Annotated in this window: 10 protein-coding genes and 1 pseudogene; 3 read left to right on the forward strand and 8 right to left on the reverse strand. The window is 66.1% G+C overall.

Annotated features, from left to right (window positions below; genetic code table 11):
• The first annotated feature begins 219 nt into the window (after positions 1-219).
• Complete coding sequence (locus IPT68_RS00155) at positions 220-612, forward strand: transposase (RefSeq protein ID WP_228040101.1); 393 nt, start codon at positions 220-222, stop codon at positions 610-612.
• A 200-nt stretch (positions 613-812) separates the two neighbouring features.
• Here IPT68_RS00155 and IPT68_RS00160 read toward each other — a convergent pair whose 3' ends face one another.
• From IPT68_RS00160 to IPT68_RS34720, 4 genes are all read right to left on the reverse strand, one after another.
• On the reverse strand, positions 813-1,292 hold the full coding sequence (locus IPT68_RS00160) for an SUKH-4 family immunity protein (RefSeq protein ID WP_189702411.1): 480 nt from the start codon (positions 1,290-1,292) through the stop codon (positions 813-815).
• Positions 1,293-1,379: 87 nt separating this feature from the next.
• Positions 1,380-7,916, reverse strand: coding sequence for an RHS repeat-associated core domain-containing protein (locus tag IPT68_RS00165; RefSeq protein WP_407699457.1), 6,537 nt, complete (start codon positions 7,914-7,916; stop codon positions 1,380-1,382).
• Positions 7,917-8,068: 152 nt separating this feature from the next.
• Positions 8,069-8,701: a LamG-like jellyroll fold domain-containing protein gene (locus IPT68_RS34715; RefSeq protein ID WP_322734605.1), complete on the reverse strand. Its 633-nt coding sequence runs from the start codon at positions 8,699-8,701 to the stop codon at positions 8,069-8,071.
• 60 nt (positions 8,702-8,761) lie between these two features.
• Positions 8,762-11,788, reverse strand: a complete 3,027-nt coding sequence (locus tag IPT68_RS34720) for a LamG-like jellyroll fold domain-containing protein (RefSeq protein WP_322734589.1) — start codon at positions 11,786-11,788, stop codon at positions 8,762-8,764.
• Positions 11,789-12,268: 480 nt separating this feature from the next.
• Between IPT68_RS34720 and IPT68_RS00175 the strand changes: the two are divergent.
• Both IPT68_RS00175 and IPT68_RS00180 read left to right on the forward strand, forming a co-directional pair.
• Positions 12,269-13,459, forward strand: a pseudogene (locus IPT68_RS00175) (IS701 family transposase); the annotation flags it as partial.
• Positions 13,460-13,504: 45 nt separating this feature from the next.
• Positions 13,505-14,757 (forward strand): IS3 family transposase gene (locus IPT68_RS00180; RefSeq protein WP_194074038.1). Its coding sequence is split into 2 segments (ribosomal slippage): positions 13,505-13,787 and positions 13,787-14,757, totalling 1,254 coding nucleotides; the frame shifts between segments, so codons are not numbered across the junction.
• A gap of 43 nt (positions 14,758-14,800) precedes the next feature.
• On the opposite strand, the gene IPT68_RS00185 is transcribed toward IPT68_RS00180, so the two are convergent.
• The 4 genes from IPT68_RS00185 to IPT68_RS00200 form a co-directional block, all read right to left on the reverse strand.
• Entirely contained in the window at positions 14,801-15,061 is a 261-nt protein-coding gene (locus IPT68_RS00185; RefSeq protein ID WP_189702157.1) for a hypothetical protein, read from the reverse strand.
• 26 nt (positions 15,062-15,087) lie between these two features.
• Entirely contained in the window at positions 15,088-16,122 is a 1,035-nt protein-coding gene (locus IPT68_RS00190; protein WP_189702156.1) for a ParB/RepB/Spo0J family partition protein, read from the reverse strand.
• Positions 16,123-16,127: 5 nt separating this feature from the next.
• Positions 16,128-16,271 carry a hypothetical protein gene (locus tag IPT68_RS00195; protein WP_189702155.1) on the reverse strand — a complete coding sequence of 48 codons (144 nt, stop codon included), beginning with the start codon at positions 16,269-16,271 and terminating at the stop codon, positions 16,128-16,130.
• Positions 16,272-16,460: 189 nt separating this feature from the next.
• Positions 16,461-16,778, reverse strand: coding sequence for a hypothetical protein (locus IPT68_RS00200; RefSeq protein ID WP_189702154.1), 318 nt, complete (start codon positions 16,776-16,778; stop codon positions 16,461-16,463).
• Positions 16,779-16,901: the final 123 nt, after the last annotated feature.

The following is a 16,901-nucleotide window of genomic DNA, read 5'->3' on the forward strand; positions in this document are numbered from 1 at the left end:
CCCGACCCCGCCAGCCCCTCCCACAGGAACAGCGAAACCCATGACAGCCAGCAACCAACCTGCTAGCCACACCACAACAGCCGCTTGGTCACCCCATGACAGCGACCACAACCCCGTCCTGGACCCATTACCAGGACACCCACATCACGAGCCCGCTGACGCCCACCCGCTGCCACCCCACCGCCCACTCACACCCGTCGTGGGGTGCCAGTACGCGCGGTGGAATACACCATCGCCGGCCACGAGGGCGTCTACCGGCTCATCACCACGATCCTCGACCCGGACAAGGCCCCGGCTGCGGAACTGGCCGCCCTCTACGCCCAGCGGTGGGAGTTCGAGTCCACCCTCGACGAAATCAAGACCCACCTTGGCGGGCCACACCTGGTACTGCGTTCACAACACCCCGAGGGAGCCGAGCGGGAACTCTATGGCTTCCTGCTCGTCCACCACGCCATTCGGCACCTGATGCACCAGGCCGCACGACAAGGCGACCAGGACCCCGACCGGATCTCCTTCACCCGCTCACTGCGCGTCGTGCGCCGCCAGGTCACCGACCAGGCGGCGTTTTCCCCCCGGCAGACTCGCCCGCGCCATCAAAGCACCCCACACTGAGCTCCTCGAGCGTCTCCTGCCTCCCCGACGGCGCCGGGTCAACCCGCGTGTCATTAAACGAAAAGTCGCCAGCTGGCCCCTCAAACGCGCCGCCCACCGGGCTGCCGACCGCCCAACCACCGCGGCCATCACCCTCGTTGGCGCCACCAAATCCAAACGGGTCAAACGCACCCCAAAGCACTAAGTTACCGGTATTGAGGTTAGTCCTGCAAAAAATCCGCGTCTTCAAAGTCCCCGATGGCGATGCCCCATCGAATCTCGTACCAGAAACTGTCGACACCGTTTGACAGGGGATCAATCTCATGCACTTTTTGCTCAAATTCAATCGCCACGTCTTCATCCTCCCTTTCCTCGCCTCGGCTGTAAGCCTCCTGCAGGACGACGAGGAGGGTTTCGACGCAACGATTGAATGCATCAAGTGATGCGTTGACTGGATGCTTATTAATGCGCCCCCCATGCTCCTCCCATACCACACCAGAAATAGGATCTAGGAGCAGTTTCCCGGCGCCTCCGACATTGCCGATGTGAATCATATCCCGGCCATCTACGCTCACCGATTCAACCACTTCGACGGGTCGAAATACTCCCCACACCTCCTCACCAGGGAGCGTCAGCGCTAGCCCTTCAAAGGCCGGTCCAGCACATGTCACTCCAACGAATTCTACAATTCCTTCTGTCAACTTAACCCCCTCGAGACGGTTGGGGCGAACAGTATACCCTGCCCGCCCCAAACCTAGATGGTGCTAGATCTCACGGATGGTGCGACATCAAGGCGAATCGAAGAGGTCTTTGATGAGCCTTTTCAGTTCGCGATTCGACGCTGCCCTGATGGCGTCCTGTTCGGCCTTAGTCGCACCGTTCCACGGCACGGTGTACGTAACGTTCATATCTTTCGTTAGGTCGAGGCACTTAGCTTTGCAAGGTTCGCGCTCCGAGTACATGTCTACGATCTTTCGACCTTTAGCCTGATTGTAGATGATGTCTTCTTCGGCGTGGATCTGCCCCGACCGTCCGATCACGATTGTTCCGTCATCCAGTCGCGCTGCGGCGTAGTTGCCCACCTTGTCCTTATTTATGAGTCGCGTGAGTTGGACACTCCGACTCAAGTCAGTGCTGCCGTAGCCGACCTGGCCAGTTGTTGGCTGCCCGGTACTCGCTTCGTCTGCTTCACGAAACGCCTGACCGAGTTTATCGGATCCGGATTTCGCCCATGAATAGCCAACAGCGGCTCCAGCTACACCTACTGCTATTTGTGGAGCTCCGGCCACACAGAGGATTCCGGTCCCGCATTCAATCGCCCCAGCGCCTGCGAGGGATAGGCTGAGACCTCCGAACGCCGACCCGCCAATCGTTTGGAATACGCCAGACCAAAAGTCGGGGTTGCCTAGCAAACTAGACAGGAAATTGCCTGAATTCGTACTCGAATCCTCGGGACCAGAGAGCGGTCTGCAAATTTCGGCAGGACCAGTTCCGGTGCAGGAATAGTATGGTCCGCTACTGGCTGCAGCGGTTCCAGATTTCCCGCTATTTCCGCCTCCGCCGCCTCCGCCGCCGTTGATTCTGTCGGGCTGGCCACTCCGGCCTCCACTTGGGTTTGTGGGGCACGGCGTGCTATCGCCGTAGCCGTTACAGGCGAGTCCCATGCCGGTGGGGTCGCTGTGTGTGAGGGGGTTCTGGACGGCGTAGCTGTAGCCGTTGAGGGTTTGGTGCTTGTTGAGTTCCAGAAGTGGGTCGACGCTGGTGAACTGGCCGGTGACCGGGTCGTACTCGCGGGCGCCGATGTGCGTGAGCCCGGTCGACTCGTCGGCAGGCGCGCCGAGGAACGTCTTGTCGTCCGGCCAACTAGTGGCCTTTGATCCCCGGGTGTTGCCGAATGGCGACGTGTATCGCTTGGTGACCGCGTAGGTGCCTGCTTCCAGGGCGATGCTGGACGTGCCGTGATGGTCGCTGGCGAGGAAGCTCAGTTTCGTGCCCGCAACTCCGCTGGTCGCGGTTCGCACGGCGATGGTCTGGCCGTTTGCGGTGTAGTAGCGGGTGCCGCTGAGTGTCTTAGTGGTGCCCTTGGTCGTGAGGCGTACTTCATTGCCGCCTCCGAGGTAGAGGATGGCGTCGCCATCACCTTTGGCGCGGCGGATGAGTAGTTCGCCGTCCGCGTCGTAGAGGTAGCCGGTCTCCTTCGCGCCTTCGGTGAGAGTGCTGAGTTTGCCCTCAGTGTTCCAGGCGAGTGTCTGCTGGCCCGTCGCGCCCGGGCGGGAGGTGGTGTTACCGGCGTTGTCGTAGCGGTAGCTGGCGGTGCGGGCGCCGGTGGTGTTGTCGAGGGTGTGGGGTTTGTTGTCTGTGGGGTCGTTGTAGGTGTAGGTGGTGGTTTGGTCGCCTGCGGTTGTGTGCTGCGTTTCGGTCTGGCGCTGGCCGGCCTGGGTGTAGGCGTAGGTCGTCCAGTAGGGGGCTGCGCCGTCGATGTTGGATATCGTGCGGCCGGAGGTTGCGCAGTCCGCCGTTTTGGGGGTCCAGGCTTCGGTGAGGCGGCGGTGGCCGTCGTAGGTGAAGCACTGGTAGTCGGCCTTCGTGGTGCCGCCTTGGGTGGTGGCGTCGAAGATGGAGGTGACGTTGCCGGCGTCGTCCTGGGCGTACTTGAGCTCCTGCGCCATGTAGCTGTTGACGTCGTCAGTGACGTAGGCGCGGGTCAGGCGGCGGGTGCCGGGCTCGTATTCCCAGTTGAGGTAGGCCTTCTTCGCCGTATCCGTAGGGTCGGTGCCGAGCCTGAGCTGTCGCAGGTCACCTTGTGGGGAGAAGGCGGCGCCGTGCAGGTAGCCGGTGGTTCCCGTGGAGGTGAGCTGCTGTCCGGTGGCGTTGTAGGTGTAAGAGACGATTTCGGACGGGAGGCCGCCGACAGCGGGGGATCCTGTCTGGGCGACTGTGCCGTCGGGCCGGTACGCGGCGCTCAGGGACAGCGTTGAGGGTACGCCGGCATCACGGAACGCGTCGCCTTCGGGCAGGTCGAGTTGGCTGGCAGTGGCGTTGCCGAGGTTGTCGTAGGCGGTGATGCGCTTGGTGTAGGCCTTGCCTGTGGTGATCGCGCCGCCGTCGTAGCGGACGCTTTCGTAGGGCTTGCCCTTACCCCGGGTGGCGGTGTCGAAGGTCCAGGCGGCGAGCTTGTTGGCGTCCGTTTTGTCGGTCTGCCACATGCCTGTCTTGCGGCCGAGCTCGTCGTAGCCGTACAGCAGTTTCTTGGTGCTGTCGTCGTTGGGGGTGGTGCTGACGGTCTGGTCGAGTTCGTTGTAGTCGGTGGTGGTCTTGCCCTTGTCCGGGTCGGTGGCTTCGACCTGGCGGCCGAACAGGTCGTAGGTGTACGTCCACTTCGTCTGGTCGGGCCCGGTGATGGTGTCCTGCTGGCCGGCCGGGTGGTAGGTGAAACGGGTGGTGGTGTAGTCGGTGCCGGTCGGCTGCGGGCCTGCGTATTCGCGGCGCTCGGTCGCCTGGCCGAGGGCGTTGGTGACCACCGCGGTGGCCTGCCCGCCGTTGGGGGCACTCGTGGAGACCGTGTCGCCGGTGTAGGTGGTGGTGGTTGTCCAGCGGGTGACGCCGAACGTCTTGTTCACTGTTTCGGTGGGCCGGCCGGCGCCGTCGAAAGTGGTGTCCGTCTGGATCGGGGCCTGTCCGCCGGAGACTTCGACCGGGGTTGAGGTGGGCGGCGATGTGCTGTCGTAGATGTCGCCGTGCTGGCTGTAGGCCATTCCCCGCGTGTCGTACCGGGTCACGGTGATGATGCGGCCGCCTTCAGCTGCAGGTGTGGGCGACTGGGTCTGGCGGAGCCTGAGCTGGGCGTCGTAGAAGGCGTAGCTGGTGTTGTAGCCGGATGCGTTGTTGTTGAGGGTGCCGGTGGACACCCAGGACATGTCGGTGTTGGTGATGTTGTAGGCGTAGACGTAGTTGGGGGTTGCGCCAAGGGCCTTGGAGCGGTTGGGCAGCCAGACCTTGGTCAGGCGTCCGAGGCTGTCGTACTCGGACTGGGTGACCATGTTGTTCGGGTCGATGACCTTCGTGGCTGCGCCGGTGGCGAAGTCGACCTGGGTGGTCGTCTTGTGCAGCTTGATGTTCTCTACGTCCGTGGCGGTCAGCGGTCCTGCGGCCGCGGGGGTGTAGGTGGTCTTGGAGACCAGGTTGTCGTTGGTGTCCTTGACGATCGAGGTGCGGCCAAGGGTGTCGTAGGTGGTGGTGGCGACCTTCTGCCACAGGGGTGCGTCGCTGCTGTCGTAGGCCTTGGCGCGCCCGCTCCAGGTGGCCTCGCCCTTGGTGGGGGTTTGGGTTGCCGGCCAGGTGGTGGCGGTGGTGTTGTCGTAGACGGTGGCGGTGTCGGAGATGACGTCGCCGGGGCGGCTGGAGTCCGCGGGCAGGTCTAGGCTCGTATCGGCGGTCGCGCAAGGCTTGGCGACGGTGCGGCTGCGGGAGACGAGCGAGTTGATGCCTGCAGCATCGTTGCGGGCGTACCAGGTGCGGGTGCACTTCTCGTCGCCGGTGACGGCTCTGTCGCCTTCGTCGTCGACGGTGGCGGGCATGCCGTAGTCGTCGTAGGTCGTTCTGACGGTGCGGACGCGATCGAGCGGGGTGATGCCGCTGGTGATCTTGGTGCGGGCGTGGGTGGCCGAGGTGCGCACGTAGTAGGACTCGATGTCCGCATACGACTTGTGCTGGGTGGCGGTCCGCTTGGACCAGGGGTTGTTGATGGTTCCGGAGACTTCGCTGCTGCCGTTGTAAGTGGCGGTTTCGCGGGTGAATCCGGCGTACTGGTTCAGGTCGTTGATCGCGGCCGCTCGGATGCCGGTGACCGTGACGGTCTTGCGGGCGGTCGGGTCCGGGTTCTTGCCGTCGGGGCCGAGGACGCGGTCGCCGTGCATGCCCCGCATGAACACCGTGACGGTCTTGCTCTGCGTTGCGGTGGAGACGCCGGTGAGGTGGGTGACGCGCTCGTAGCCGCGCCAGATGGACCAGGTGCGTTCCTTGGCCGGGGTCAGCGGGTCCTCGTTGTAGTGCCAGGCACCGCCGCTTGCGGAGTACTGGTAGGAGTGCTCCACGGCCAGGCCGCCGCCCGTGGGGTCGCTGACGGACACGGCGCTGACCGGGTACTTCTGGAACCAGTCGAGGATGGGTTCCTGTTCGCCGTTGGGTGACCAGTACACCGGGTAACAGCGCTTGGTGTTGGTGTCGACCCTGGGCATGGTCTGCCCGTAGGCGCAGTCGGCAGGCAGGTAGCTGACGGACGTCTTAGCGCCGGTCTCCGAGTAGATATCCTGCATGCGCGGCCTGAAAAACGGCAGGATGTTCTCGGAGCCGTCTACGCGGTTGGCCAGCATCTTGTGCTCGAAGCTGACCGGGTTGAGGGCGAGGTCGGTGCCGCGCTTGCCGGTGTGACGGATCTCGTCCAGCCACAGCGACTGATCGTGGGAGTCACCCGTGTCGCCGGGATCGAGGTAGAGGTGCTTGAGCGTCCAGGCGTCCACCGGCTCGTAGGCCGGGGTGGCGGCCGCCGCGTTCCAGGCATAGGTGGTGATGGCGGTCAGGCGCTTGCGGGTGAAGAAGGTAGGCCCGTTGTTGCCGGTGCACTTGACGTCGGCCTTGCACACCGCGTCGAACGGTACGTCAGGCCAGTTGTTTTGGGTGGTTTCGGTCAGTGCGTCACAGCCGGTGCCGGTAGCCAGGCAGCGCTCGTCGTAACCGAAGACGACCTTGTTCGAGGCGGCCGGAGTGGCAGAGAACAGGCTGCCGGCGCGCTGACCGTAGCGGATCTCCCTCAGGTAGCCGCCGCGTACGTATTCGGTGCCGATGGTGTCGTCACCAAGCGTGTCGTAGTGGTTGGTTTCCGCGGTGTACCAGTAGCTCGAGGCGTTGCCGTGGGTGTCCTCGATGTAGTCGAGGTTCCACCGCCAGGCCTGATTCTTGGAGCGTCCGCTGAGCGAGGTGCCGCTGCTGTAGCCGGGTTCGTCGGGGTCGTCGCCGAAGACGGGGACGGTCCAGACGCTGTTGGTGCGCTCGGTGCCCGCGCCGTCGAGCTTGTTCAGGCCGAAGACGTATCGGGTGCCGTCGCCGGTGGTGACGGTCCAGTACTCGCCCTTGCCGTCACCCTTTCCGGCGGAAATGTCGTCACCGTCGTCGTTGTTGTCGGCGCCGGTGGAGTGGGTGACGGTGGAGGCGTCGTCGTTCTTCAGCCGCCAGACGCCGGTGACGTCGTCCTTGACGAGTTCGGTGGCCTTGCCGTTGAGGACGAGGGAGGCGTTGTCGTACTTCCAGCACAGGTCGAACTTGTCGGCCTGGTCGTCGTCGTCGCAGGAGCCGTATTTGCGCTCGATGTAGGACGAGGTCAGGTCGAAGCCCTCGCCGACCTGGCTGCCCTGGTTGTTGGTGTTGGCGGTGCGTCCGTCGACGCTGCCCGAGTCGTAAGACAGGGCCAGGGTCGGCTGGGGGCCTGCTGCGGCCGGCGGGACCCTCAGGGGGTAGGACCAGGTGAAGGTGCCCGAGCCGCCGCCTGCTTCCCAGGTGGAAGAGGAAGACAGCGGCGTCGCCTTGTAGTCGCCGGCCTGCGACTGGGTACCCGCGGCCAGCGCCAGCATCATCGGCGCGCCGCTGGCCGGCAGGCTCAGCGTCGCGGCGACGTTCTCCTGGGTGCGGTGGTTTCGGGAGTCAAGTTCGGTACGGGTGCGGCAGCCAGCCTTGCCCGGCGTGTCGTCGGCGCAGTCGGGCAGGCGGAACAACTGCAGCCGTCCGGCCCAGTCACCGCCGTAGGCGGAGGCGAAAGCGGAGTAGCCGACACCCAGGCGGGCCGTGCCACCGGCGGGAGCGGAAACCTTCAGCACGACGCCCTTGACGCCGAGACGGGTCGCGTCCTTGCGGCTCAGGACCTCAACGGTGAGGGACTTCGCCGACCGGCCCTTGCCGGGCGCGGTGGCCGTGACCGGCAGGGTGCCCGCTTCCTTTCTCGCCGTGGCGCCGGCGTTGAGGGCCAGGGTAGCCGTGCCTGCCGTGGGCCAGGTGGTCGGACGCTGCTGGTCCCGGCGGGCTCGTTCGGCCGCCTTACGGTCCGCCTGCGAGGGCTTCTCGCTCACCTTGGCAGTGAACGGGCGGACTTTCGCCGAACGAGGCGGCTCCAGCGTGGGAGCCCCGAGCGGATCGGGAGTGGCAGCGAAGGCGACGGGGGTGAGCAGGCCCGGGAGCATCGCCAGCCCGGTCAGGGTGGCTATGCGTCTGCTCCAGCGGCCTGTGCTTCCGCCTCCGCGGCCCGGACCGGGCCATGGGGTGCCGAAGTGTTTCACGTGATGTCTTCCTCACTAGGGCCAGGCAGCATCGTGCCTGGCCATGGACAACAGGGCGTGAAAGCGCCGTGCGGAGCGCACGGAGGTATAGGAAGCCTGCTGGGCGGGCGGCGTCGCCTGCCGACCGCCCAGCAAGCAGAGGAAGGGGGCGGTTAGCCGGTGATGCCGGGTGCCAGGACCTGGGATCTGATCTGGTCGACCGTCATGGCGCCGGACCACACGCGCAGCTGCTCCAGAGCGCCGGTGAAGTAGTGGCCGGTGCTGCCGGCCGCAGTTCCGCGGCCCCAGCTCAGCTCACCGCTGCCCTGCTGCGGGGTGGGGAAGGTGCCCACTTCTTGTAGCTGAGGCTCCTGCCCGACGTACAAATCCAGATCGCCGTCGCCGGTCTCAGGATCGGCCTGTGCGTTGAAGACTCCGGTGAGGGTCACCCTGGTGCCGACCTGCGCTTCATAAGTGGCCGGTACGACGGTGCTCTGGGTGACCGTTCCGTCCGGGCCCACCGCGGTGCGGGCAAACTCCCACAGGTAGATGTGCTGCCCCAAGTCATTCTCGCGCTTGACCACCGACAACGCCCACGAGGATTCGCCGCCCATGGTCTGCCCGGCCACCTGGGCTCGGTATCCGAGCGGCTTGCTCGCGAGCTGGTCGGTGTTCAGGCGGACGTCGGCGGAGACGGTGAAGGAACCTGTCTCGTCGACCACCGGTCCCGTCGCTGCGGCATGGGCCGCGCCGTCTACGAGCAGCGCGTCGTCTTCCTCGCCGATCGTTGTTCCGGACACTGTCATGGCCGGCACGGGGTACGGCGTGCGACTGCTGATTTGGGTGCCCTGAGAGGTGGTGGCGTTTCAGTGAGCGACCAGTTCGTTGGCCGGCACCTCGTTCTCAAGCACTCGCGTCTCGTGGGCGAGTTCCGGCGCAGACAAGGCTCGCTGCCAGGCGGCGACCTCGTCCAGCAGGCCGACGTGGTAGGAGCTGTAGGTGCCGGCGGCCTTGAAGCGGCCGAACTGCAGGCCGCCGGTCGCGGTCCATGGGGTGTAGGTGGGGCGGCCTGGGACAGGACGACCGGCACCCTGCGGGCGGCCGTTGATGAACAGCTGGATGGTGTCGTTGGACGGGTCGGTGTCGGGGAGGTTGTCGGCACCCTCGGTCTTGAACACGCCCGCCAGGTGGGTCCATACGTTCAGCGGCGGCTTGTCCGTATCGGCGACCGAGCGGATGTGGACCGGGCTGGCCACGTCCTTGTCGGTGCGGTTGAACACCCACTTCTTCAAGGCGCTGGAGTAGTACAGGGCGAACGCGCTGCCGTTCGTACCGGGTGCGGACAGCACGACCCGGTTGGTGGAGGCGTCGTTCAGCTGCACCCAGGTGGAGACGGTGAAAGACTCCTGGGTGTTGAACACGGGGGTAGCGGTCGCCGCGTAGCTGGTCTGTTGTGCGGGATCCGTCGTGCCCCCATTCAGGCCCAGCGACTTGTCACCTTCACCACGGCGTGCCTTGTCCGGCCATTCGATTCTGGTTCCGCCCGGGGTCGCCGTATGCGGGGTACCCGTGTCGGGAGTGTCGGTTCCGTCGCCGTTGAGGTGCCACCGGCCCACCACGCCCTGCGCGGGTGCCACCTTGAAGGTGAACTCCTTGTACGGGCCCCACCGGTTGTAGACGTCCTTCGCCCGTACTGACAGCACGGTCGTGCCGGCCAGCGGAGGGACGACATCGTTTACCGTCGTCTTCAGGGCCCCACTGGAGTACACCGTCTGGGGCTTGGTGTACAGCAGGTTCCACTCGTACGCGGTGACGTCGGTCTTGCCGTCCTTGATGTCGGCGGTGTTCGGCTCGAAGGTGAAGGAGCCAGGCACACCCGGGCCGCCCTTGCCCTCACAGACATCCGCCGAGCACTGGGTGTAGGGCGAGAGGGACGTGATTGTGGGCTCCTTTGGAGCCGCGGAGTCGAGCTTGAAGTAGCACCAGGAGCTGTTGTAGGGGGACCACAGGTCGTCGGGGACCGTGTTGAAGGTCCAGTGCGACCGGGTACGCGCCTTGAGCCGGTACAGACCGCCGTCGACGAGTTGGGCGGTTTCCATCCGCTCCAGGTCGTTGTCCGCGTGCCAGCCGGTGCTGGGCGAGCTCCCGGACCAGACCCGGCGCCAGGGTGCGTCGTCCCCGCGTTCGACGATGAACTCGGCCCGCAGCAGAGCGCCCGAGGTCGAGCCGACTAGCGTCTGGAGCCGTGCCTGGACGGTCGGGACGCCCAAGGTGACGATGAGCGGGTCGGTAGAGGATGTCTTGCAGTAGGCGGTCGTGCCGTTAATGCCCGAGATGATCCCGACGTTGGTGGGGACGCCGGGCTTGTAGGCGTAGATGACCTGCAGTTCGGCGTTGTCGTCGAACCGCTTCCAGGCGCGCGGCTCGGTCTCGTCGTGGGCGCGCAGCATCAGCGTCAGCCGGCTGAAGGAGCCGTTGGCGAAGGAGCGGACGGTGCTGGTGAGGTTCTCGTCCGTCTCGGTGGTGTTGTCGTTGAACTCGATCCAGGCATCTGGCTGGTCCGGTGAGCACAGGTCGCCTCGGCCGGCCGACACAGCGCGGTCGCCGAGGTGGTCCAGCTGCGCCGGTCCCGGCCAGCCGGTCGCCTCAGAGATGTTGTTGGTGCGCTTCAGGTCCACGGTGTAGGGGGTGCAGTTGAACGACCACGTCTCCCGCGCACGGAATGTGGCGTCCAGCACGTGCTTGCCGGCCAGCGCAGTCGGCGCGAACTCGAAGTACATCCGGTCGATGTAGCCGCCACCACAGGTGTAACCGTCGGCCGTACCGCACTTGCCGACACCCTTGTCGCCGTCGAACATCCAAAACCGGTCCCCGTCAGATGAAATCTTGGTGCGCTCCTGCGCACCCAGACCCATCGGCGGGTCGATGAACACCGGGTAGACCGTCTCAGCGCCGCGCAGCAGTTCGAGGTCGGGGCGAACAGCAATGGAACCGTCCGCTACCGTCACCGGCAGCACCGCACTCGCGTCCCCTTCCCCGGGCTGCACCGGGTCGCCCGAGTCGTCCTGTGCAGCAGCGTCAGAGGTGGCGGCGGGCTGCAACTGAGTCTGGGTGCCTGACGGGCTGTCCCCCGCGGAGTCCCACATCAGTCCCGCCGGGCCGCGGAAGATGGCGTTGCCATCCTCGTCGAGCGCGCGCAGGCCACCACCCGCGCCCGGAACCAGACTCAGCCCATCACCGTCCGCGGTGATGACGAGGTGCTCCAGCGCAGGGTTGTGCGCGGCCTCGGGCGTCTTGACGACCAGGACCTCGCGATAGCCCTCAGCCGTGGCGGTCAACTGCAGGTCCACACCGTCGAACACCTCTGGATAGGTGGCTGTGGCACCGTCCAGGACCGGCTGCGGCAGGGTGTCGGTCCAGCCCAGGGTGACCGAACGGCCGTCCCTGCCCAGGCGGAGCATGTCCGCGCCGGAGCCGCCGCCGGAGAACGACACGTCGACCACAGCGCCCTTGGGGGCAACTCGCCCGTCAGGACGCCGCTCCAGCGTGGTATCGACCGCCCCCCAGGTTCCGTCGTCCCGTCTCACCCGCTGCGGAGTGGTGGACTGCGTGAGCGTGAGCGTGCCGTCGGGGTTGGCATGCGTCGTGGTGTATTCGCTGCGCGCCGTCGTCACCTCCACCTGCTGACCGGACGCCTTCGCCTGGGCCAGGGCGGCGGCTTCATCCAACTCGCCAGTGGCCGCTTCCGCAGCAGCCGCCTTAACGGCCGAGGTTGCCGGTGTCGGCAACACGGGCAACGCCGTCAGAACCAGCGAGGCGGCAACGCCCCCCAACACCGCAGCTCTTGTTCTTCGAGCCCGCAGCAAAAGCACCCCACCCCGCCAGAACTTCACAGATCCCACCCTCAGGAAACAGAAAACGCACAGGATGCAGAGAGTTAAGGCCCGGTTACGAAGGCACGTCAATCAGGTGTGACGCAGGTCACGAAGACTTGTCCCACTATGGCCTGACCAGGCGAAATATCGCCCGACTATCCGTCAGCTGGACGAACGTGAGCATCCCCGACGCAACGTCCCTTCCCTCGCGGACCGAACTTCCAAGGCTCACGGACACGCCCACATGACGCATCCGTCCTTGCGGACTTATGGGTCAGGGAGCCGACAGAGGCGACCACTGCGTGACGCCGGGGAGCCCGGCGAGTTTTTCGCCGCTCGGCTGATTGAGACGCCGACCAGGTAGGCGGTGACGACCACCCAAGAGCGAGGCCCGCTTGGCACTCGCAGTCAAAAATCCGCCGGCTGGGCCCTAGTAGTGCTTGGTCAGATTTAGATGTGCTGAGCGTGTCTTTTGGTTCGGTAGGTCGTTGAGGGCGTGTGACTCCAGACGGGATAGCTGCGGTGCGTGGTGAGTTGGAGGCGTTCGCAGCGGAGGTGTTCGAGCCGTTCGCGCGCAACGACCAGCGCCGGTGGGGCCAGGTCTACCTGCGCGGACTGCTGACCGACGGCAAACGCAAGTCGGTCGAGCCGATGGCTGCCCGCCTCGGGGAGGACGGGAACCGGCAGGCCCTGGCCCACTTCATCACCACCAGCCCGTGGGATCCGGCCCATATCCGGGCCCGTCTGGCCTGGAGGATGGAGACGGAGATCCGGCCGACCGTGCTGGTCTTCGACGACACCGGCTTCCTGAAGGACGGCAGTGCCTCGGCGTGCGTGTCGCGGCAGTACACCGGCACCGCGGGCAAGGTCACCAACTGCCAGGTGGGGGTCTCGCTGCACCTGGCCTCCGACCATGCCTCGGCTGCGGTCAACTGGCGGCTGTTTTTGCCGCAGACCTGGGATCCCGCAGCGCCGAAGGCGGATGCGGACAAGGTCGCCCGCCGCCGGTCCTGCGGCATCCCCGACGACGTCGGCCATGTGGAGAAGTGGCAGCTGGCTCTGGACATGGCTGACGAGACCCGTTCCTGGGGGATCGAGGTGCCGCTGGCCATCGCGGACGCCGGATACGGCGACGCCGCGGCCTTCCGGCTCGGCCTGAACGCCCGCGGCATGCATTACATGGTCGGGATCTCCACCACGCTGTCGGCTCATCCCGGCGACGCGGTGCCGGTGTGCGAGCCGTACTCCGGGACGGGACGGCCGCCGGTGCCGAAGTACCCGGACAAGCCGCGGTCGGTGAAAGAGCTGGTCATCGCGGCCGGCCGGAAGACCGCACGGCCCGTCCAGTGGCGTGAGGGCTCCCGGCCCGGCACCGGCCGCTCCGGCTTCAAGCGCATGTACTCCCGGTTCGTGGCCTTGCGCATCCGGCCTGCCGGGCGCGAGATCCGGCAGGCCGCCGACGGCCCGGAACTGCCCGAGTGCTGGCTGCTGGCCGAATGGCCCGCCGGGGAGAGCGAGCCGGTCCAGTTCTGGCTGTCCGACCTGCCCGCCGACACCCCGCTGACCACCCTGGTCCGGCTTGCCAAGCTTCGCTGGCGCATCGAGCACGACTACCGCGAGATGAAGCAGGCCCTGGGCCTGGCCCACTTCGAGGGCCGCACCTGGAACGGCTGGCACCACCACGTGAACCGCCCCGGTTCGAATAGAGACTCGATTTCATGAAAGGATCGAGTCATGGCACGACGTTCCCGTTACCCGCTTGAGCTCCGCCGCCGTGCGGTGCGCATGGTCGCCGAGGTGCGCGACGACTACCCGAACGAGACGGCCGCCTTGCAAGCGGTGACGGAGAAGCTCGGCATCGGCTCCCGCGAAACGCTGCGGAACTGGGTGAAGCAACACGAGATCGACGCGGGCCAGCGCCCGGGGACGACGACGGAGGAATCTGCCCAGCTCAAGGCGCTGAAGAAGGAGAACGCCGAACTCAAGCGGGCCAACGAGATCCTCAAGGCCGCGGCAAGTTTCTTCGCGGCCGAGCTCGACCGGCCACACACGCGCTCGTAGCGTTCATCGACGAGCACCGGGACCGCTTCGGCGGTGTCGAGCCGATCTGCAGGACGCTCACCGAGTACGACTGCAAGATCGCCCCTTCCACCTACTATGCCCACAAGAAACGACTGGCCGCCCCGTCCGCACGATCGGTGCGGGACGCTCAGCTCAAGGAGCTGATCAGCCAGGTCCACACCGCCAACTACCGTGTCTACGGGGCGAGAAAGGTCTGGCGTGAGCTGAACCGGCAGGGACGCGTCGTGGCCCGGTGCACCGTCGAACGCCTGATGCGTGAGATGGGCATCCAGGGGGCGGTCCGCGGCAAGCGTGTGATCACCACGCTTCCCGGCGGGCAGGTCGAACGAGCTCCCGACCGTCTCGACCGCGACTTCGTCGCCGCCGCCCCCAACCGCTGCTGGGTGGCGGACTTCACCCACGTGAAGACCTGGTCGGCGACCGTCTACGTCGCGTTCGTCGTAGACACCTTCTCCCGCCGGATCGTCGGCTGGTCGGCGGCCACCGTCAAGGAGACCGTCTTCGTCCTGGACGCCCTGGAGATGGCGATCTGGCAACGCGACCGCGAGCAACGACCCATCCGACCAGGCGAGTTGATCCATCCCTCGGATGCAGGGTCGCAGTACACGTCGTTCAGGCTCGCCGAGCATCTGGACGCCGCCGGCATAGCCGCGTCCATCGGCTCGGTCGGCGACGCCTACGACAACGCCCTGATGGAATCGGCGATCGGCCTGTATAAAACCGAGTTGATCAAGCCCCAGCGGCCCTGGAAGACACTTTCCCAGGTCGAGCTGGCCACCGCCGAATGGGTCGACTGGTACAACCACCGCCGACTCCACGGTGAGATAGGCCATATCCCGCCCGTCGAGTACGAAGCCAACTACTACACGGAACTCACGAAACCCCAGGTCACAACCACAATCTGAGATCTCTACCGAACCCGGGGCGGTTCATCTTGATGGCCCCGCGTCAAGGATGCCGGGCTGACGGTGCCGCGTTGAATTCGACGCCGAGCCGGCAGGGCACCTGGGCGGTGACGGCTCGTTCAGCGTCCCCGACCAGCGCACGGGCATCCTCGAGGTCGAGGGTGAATTCGATGCGGTCGCACTCGTGCGGCCGGTTGGAAGGGCCTACCACCAGGTGGAAGGCCAGTGCGCCGTCGGCGTCCAGGGACGTAGTCACGACCGCGTCCACGATTCCGGAGATCGGTCGGTGGGGTTGGGTCTGCATGGTCGGCCTTCCCTTCTTCCTGTCTTTCAGATGCCCATCGCGGCCGAGTCGTCCCCGGCGGCCAGCTCGTGTGCGAGCTGGGTCCACAGCCGGGCGTAACCCTGTGCGAGCTGGGCCATCGGTTGCTTGCAGTGCGCGGGGAGGGCGGCCGCGATCTGCTCCCGGTCCTGGGCCACCATCGTGCAGGCGCTGAGCATTCGCAGAATGTGGCGGCCCGATTCGCTCAGCCGTAGTGAGGGGTCGCGGCGCAGTGAGTCCAGGATGTGCAGCAGCCGGTCGGGCGGCGGCGGGGCGGTGGACGCAGGCTGACGACGGGTCGCCAGTTGGACCGGAGGCCGGTCGGTGGAGGTGGTGGGGGGAGGGGAAGCATTCGTGGAGCGGGGGGCGCGGCCTGGTACGGGGTCCTCGCCGCGCTGTATCCGATTGCGCACGTCGGCGACGGTGGCTGGTGCCAGTCCGGCCTCGGCGGCGATCTGGCGCAGCGAGGCGCGGGGGTTGGCACGCAGAAGTTCTCCGGCGCGTTCTCGGCTGTGCGAGGAGTCCACCGGCCGGGCCCGCCCGTCGCGCCCGATCCGGTGTTCGGCCCCGTCGGCGGCGGTGCCTTTGCGGAGCTGGGCCACTTTTCCGGCGGAGAGCCCGGTGAGCGCTGCTACGGCGCGGTTCGACCAGCGCGGGTGGGCGGTGAAGATGTATGTGGCTGCGGCGGCTCGGTCTGCCGTGGTCAGGGGGCGGCCGTGGGTCACGTTGGTGGCGACCGCCAGTAGCCGTGCCTCGGTCAGGGGTCCGTCGAAGAACCGTACGGGGATGTGGGTTTGTCCCTGGGCGGTGGCGGCGCGCAGCCGATGGATGCCGTCCACTACGGTCATGGTGGGGCGATGGACGAGGATCGGTGGCAGTTCGCCCTCGGCCTCCAGGAGGGTGCGTACGTATTCCGCGTCCTCGCCGTCCACGCGTGGGGAGAAGTCGACGGTGATGTCGTGTGTGGCGACCCGTTCCACGGGGAGTTCGCGGATTCCGCGGTCACGGAGTCGGATCAGGTGGTCGGCGGTTTCCCGCTCCACGGGTGTCACTGCCAGCCGAGGTCGTCAGTGGTCTGTTCGGCGGCGGGCGGCGCGGGAGTGGTCCCGGTGTCCGTGTCGGCGTACGCGGCGGTCTGTCCGAGCACAGTGGTGAAGATGAGGACCCCGGCCATGGCCGCTCCACGGATCATGCTGCGAGAGAACTCCAAAGACATGTTGTCTCTGCCTTTCCGCCCGTTGGGTTCGGTGATGCCCAAGAGTCTGCGCAACGCCCCGACCTGCGGAAAAGGGGTTCTCGGGTAGGCAAACCGGCCGTGGCATACTCAGTCCAGGTGCGCTCAAGACTGGGTGTTCCGTTGGTCAACAATCTGCCAAGTGCTCTACAGGGGCGGTGGATTCGTGCTCCATGGGTCGTTGGGCAGCAGCGGGACTTCTGCTCGCACCAGCTCCCACGCCGACAGCGGCCGGAGTGTCGCCTGGACCAGCTGCCACAGCCGTTCGGCGGCGGTCTCGGCCTCTGCCAGGGAGGCGGCCCGCAGGTAGAGCCCGACGACCGGGCGGTTCTCCGGGTCGGGGTGCACACTGACATGGATCAGGCCCTCGCGCCCTGACACATGACGGGTGATGTCCGCCGCTGTGCTCTGCGGCAGCCGGCCTCCGGAGAGTGGTGCGCGGAGATGGACGTGGACGAGATACATGGAAAGACCTTTTTACATCCGCATATAGGATCTGCGGTACCTGGTTTCGGACACGTTTTCGGAAGCCGTATTGATCCCGACCCGGGTCCGGTCGTATCGTCGGATGAATCATGCATAGGTTTC

Origin of the sequence: Streptomyces chromofuscus, from assembly GCF_015160875.1 — a bacterium.
GTDB classification, from domain to species: Bacteria; Actinomycetota; Actinomycetes; order Streptomycetales; family Streptomycetaceae; genus Streptomyces; species Streptomyces chromofuscus.